General features: G+C 68.7%; 4 protein-coding genes. 3 read left to right on the top strand and 1 reads right to left on the bottom strand.

Annotated features, from left to right (window positions below; all coding sequences use genetic code 11):
- The first annotated feature begins 80 nt into the window (after positions 1-80).
- Both QN345_RS16455 and QN345_RS16460 read left to right on the top strand, forming a co-directional pair.
- The gene (locus QN345_RS16455) at positions 81-662 is read left to right on the top strand and encodes a helix-turn-helix domain-containing protein (protein ID WP_134447575.1); all 582 of its coding nucleotides are present in this window, start codon (positions 81-83) and stop codon (positions 660-662) included.
- A complete protein-coding gene (locus QN345_RS16460; RefSeq protein WP_322135646.1) occupies positions 659-1,933 on the top strand; it encodes an MFS transporter in 1,275 nt (424 codons plus the stop codon). The genes QN345_RS16455 and QN345_RS16460 overlap by 4 nt, the downstream gene beginning before the upstream one ends.
- Before the next feature lie 68 nt (positions 1,934-2,001).
- Here the strand turns inward: QN345_RS16460 and QN345_RS16465 are convergent, their stop codons facing one another.
- A complete protein-coding gene (locus tag QN345_RS16465) occupies positions 2,002-2,556 on the bottom strand; it encodes a dihydrofolate reductase family protein (protein WP_134447571.1) in 555 nt (184 codons plus the stop codon).
- Positions 2,557-2,804: 248 nt separating this feature from the next.
- On the opposite strand from QN345_RS16465, the gene QN345_RS16470 reads away from it, so the two are divergent.
- A partial coding sequence (locus tag QN345_RS16470) for a nitrite/sulfite reductase (protein ID WP_323508895.1) occupies positions 2,805-3,995 on the top strand: 1,191 nt, incomplete at its 3' end.

Below are 3,995 nucleotides of genomic sequence, written 5' to 3' on the forward strand. Positions count from 1 at the left end.
CCTCAGGGCACGACTCCCCGTCCCCAACAAATAACACAACAGTTATTGCGCAATAGTTGTTGTGGAGATAGCGTGGCGGCATGTCTCCTGAAACCGGTGGTACCGCACACCTCACGAGCGCAGCATCCATGCGCGTCCTGGCTCACCCGACCCGGCTGCGTCTGCTCGGCCTCCTGCGCGAGCTCGGCCCCCAGACCGCCGCCCTGCTCGGCGACATCGTCGACGAGGCCCCGGGCACTGTGAGCTACCACCTGGCCAAACTCGCGTCCATCGGTTTGATCCAGGAGGCCGCGGACGTTGGCACCGATCGCCGCGAACGCTGGTGGCGGTCGAGCCACGCGCTCACATCCTGGGAGCCGGCGGACCTGCTCGGCGACCCCGCGGCACTGGCAGCATCGACCGCTCTCCAGCGCGCGATCGTGCAGATCTACGCCGCCAACTTCACGCACTACCTCGACAACGTGCCCGCTCTTCCCGTGGACTGGGTGCGTGCAGCCCCCAGTTCCGACCGAGGGCTGCGCCTCACGGTCGCCGAGCTCGCGGAGCTGCGGAAGGATCTCGAGGTCATCACCGAGAAGTTCCTGGCACTCAGCGCCGCCCACACCGAAGCGGACGGCTCCGAGCGGGTCAGCCTGGTGTACCAGGCCTACCGAACCCCGTGACGAAGACCGTCGCGACCACCCGCGCGCTGCGGTCTCTCACCGCACTGCTCGCGGCGCACGTCGTGTCTCAGACCGGGAACGTCGTCACTCTCTTTGCGGTTCCGTTCTATGTGCTCGCGACGGGCGGAACGGGGATCGAGGTCGGCACCGCGGCATTCTTCGCGACGGCGCCGGTCATCATCGGCGGCCCCCTCGGCGGGGTCGTCGTCGACCGGATCGGCTACCGGCGCGCCAGCATCCTCGCCGACCTGATCAGCGGGGTGACCGTTCTCGCCATCCCCGTCCTCGCGCTCACGATCGGACTCCCGTTCTGGGGCCTGCTCGCCCTGGTCTTCCTGAGCGGCCTCCTCGACACCCCCGGCCAGACCGCGCGGCGGGTCATGCTGCCCGCGTTCTCTGCCGAGGCGCACGTCCGTCTCGAACGCTCCGTCGGGTTCCTCGACGGAGCCGAACGCCTCGCCCGCCTCCTCGGCGCCCCGCTCGGCGGCATCCTGATCGCCGGCATCGGCCCCCTGAACGCCCTCTTCGTCAACGCGGGCACCTTCGCGCTCTCGGCGATCATCACCTGGCTGTTCGTCGCGCGTCCCCTCACCGGCGAGCGGATGCCCGCCGCGGCCGAGCTCCCGGCAAACGATGGCTACTGGTCGGCACTCGCTGGGGGTTTCCGGTTCGTCACGCGCGATCCGCTCCTGCGTGCGGTCGTGCTCCTGGTTCTCGTCACCAACGTGTTCGACGCCGCCCGCGGCTCCTCCCTGCTTCCGCTCTACGCCCACGATTCGCTGGGCGGCGCCGCGGCATTCGGGGTACTCGTGGCCGTGATGGGCGGAGGCGCGCTGCTCGGTACCGTCGTCTTCGGGTTCTTCGCGCACCGGCTGCCGCGACGGGTCACGTTCTCGGTTTGCTTCGCCCTCGCCGGAGGTCCGTCTCTCTTCGCGTTCGCGGCCGGACTCCCCTTCCCGTGGCTGATCGCGGCGACAGCCCTCTCCGGCGTCGCCGCGGGTGCCGTCAACCCGATTCTCGGCACGGTCGAGTTGGAACGAGTACCAGAGGGCATGCGCGCACGGGTGTTCGGGCTGATCAACGCCGGGGCCTGGGCCGGCGTACCTGCAGGGGCCCTGCTCGGCGGAATCGGCGCCGACACCGTCGGTCTGCAGGCCTCCTTCTTCATCATCGGCGTGCTCTATGTGGTCGTCACCCTCCTGCCGCTCGGCATCCCGGTCTTCCGGGAGATGGAACCGCGCCCGTTTTCGCAGCCCGCGCCCGCCGCTTAGGGTGCGGCCTGCGGAAACAGACGCGGCGGTCGGCGGCACGGAACAGTGGCGGCGCCGGCGAGACGCGGCTAACGGCGCACGCGATAGGTGAGGATCGCGAACTGGCCCTGGGCCGTCGCACTCACGAGCTCGAGGCGGTCGGACTCCACCCTCCTGGGCAGCAGCGGTGCCGCACCGGGCAGGGCGACCGGCGCCACCGAGAGCATGATCGTGTCGAGGGCGTCGGCATCGAGGAACTGGCCGGCGAGGTCGCCCCCACCGACCACCCACACGTCTTTCTCCCCCGCAGCGGCGAGAATCGCCGGCAGTGCCGCAGCGACGTTCCCGCGCACAAAACGCACGTCTGCCCCGTCCGGCGTTGGCAGGTCGCGCGAGGTGAAGACGAACGTGGGCCGGTCGCCGTAGAACTCCCGCCACTTGTGCGGATTGGCGAGCAGCTCCTCCTCACGCAGCACCCACTCGTATGTCGTGGAGCCCTCCACGACAACGCCGATGCCGGCGAGAAAGAGGTCCTGGTCTTCGAGTCCCGCCGTGTCGACGGCGAAGAGCCAGCTCAGCGAATTCGACTCGTCCGCGATGAAGCCGGTGAACGAGGTCGCCGTGTTGTAGATCACCTGGGTCATGGGGCGAGACTATGCCCACCCTCCGACAGCGGACAGGGACCAGAACAGGACAGGGGCCGTTACGGCAACGACCGACACTATAGGAGCGGATGCCGCCAGACGCATCCGTGTGACGCTCTGCTACGGTGCGTGACTGGTCGTTACGACGCACACGAGTGATTCCACTTCATTCTCGATAGATTCTTTCAACGCACCCCGGCTCACGCTGCTCTATGGCTCGCGCTGTGCCGGCGCCGAAGGAGGATCCCGTGTCACCGAACCAGACCGAAGCGGCCACGCCGGCCAGGCCCCACCGCCAGGCCGGCCGTCCCAACGGCCAGTGGAAGGTGGACGGAACCGCCCCCCTCAACGGCAACGAAGCCTGGAAGCAGGAGGACGGCGGCCTGAGCGTCCGCGAGCGGGTCGAGAACATCTACTCGAAGCAGGGTTTCGATTCGATCGAGGGGACCGACCTGCACGGCCGGATGCGCTGGTGGGGCCTCTACACGCAGCGGAAGCCCGGTATCGACGGCGGCAAGACCGCGACCCTCGAGCCGCACGAGCTCGAAGACACCTACTTCATGTTGCGGGTGCGCATCGACGGCGGCCAGCTCACGACCACCCAGCTCCGGGTCATCGGCGAGATCTCCCATGAATTCGGCCGCGACTCCGCCGACCTCACCGACCGGCAGAACATCCAGCTGCACTGGATCCGGATCGAGGACGTCCCCGAGATCTGGACCCGCCTCGAAGCGGTCGGGCTGCAGACCACGGAGGCCTGCGGCGACGTACCCCGCGTCATCCTCGGCTCCCCCGTCGCCGGCATCGCCGCGGACGAACTGATCGACCCGAGCGGGCTGATCACCGACATCACCGCACGCTACATCGGCGACGAGAGCCTCGCGAACCTGCCGCGGAAGTTCAAGACGGCCATCACCGGAAGTCCCAGCCAGGACGTCGTGCACGAGATCAACGACATCTCCTACGTCGCGGTCGAGCACCCCGAACTCGGCGTCGGCTTCGATCTCTGGGTCGGCGGCGGCCTTTCCACCGCCCCACGCCTCGCCGAACGGCTCGGCGTCTTCATCACTCCCGACCGGGTCGCCGAGGTCTGGCACGGCGTCGCGAGCCTGTTCCGCGATTACGGCTACCGGCGCCTGCGCAACAAAGCCCGCCTCAAGTTCCTGCTCGCCGACTGGGGACCCGAGAAGTTCCGGCAGATCCTCGAAGATGAGTTCCTCGATTCATCGCTGCCCGACGGCCCGGCCGCCCCGCCGCCCACCCGCGCAGGCGACCACGTCGGCGTGCACAAGCAGACCGACGGCCGCTACTACATCGGTGTCACCCCGTTCGTCGGCCGCGTCTCCGGCCCGACCCTGCTCAGCCTCGCCGACCTGCTCGAGGCGAACGGCTCGACCCGGTTGCGCACGACCCCGCACCAGAAGCTCGTGCTCCTCGAC

This window comes from Cryobacterium sp. 10I1, assembly GCF_035019805.1.
Classification (GTDB): domain Bacteria; phylum Actinomycetota; class Actinomycetes; order Actinomycetales; family Microbacteriaceae; genus Cryobacterium; species Cryobacterium glucosi.

Coding starts and splice junctions, on each gene's coding strand:
- QN345_RS16455 (WP_134447575.1), top strand. CDS start 81: ATGTCTCCTGAAACCGGTGGTACCGCACACCTCACGAGCGCAGCATCC.
- QN345_RS16465 (WP_134447571.1), bottom strand. CDS start 2,556: ATGACCCAGGTGATCTACAACACGGCGACCTCGTTCACCGGCTTCATC.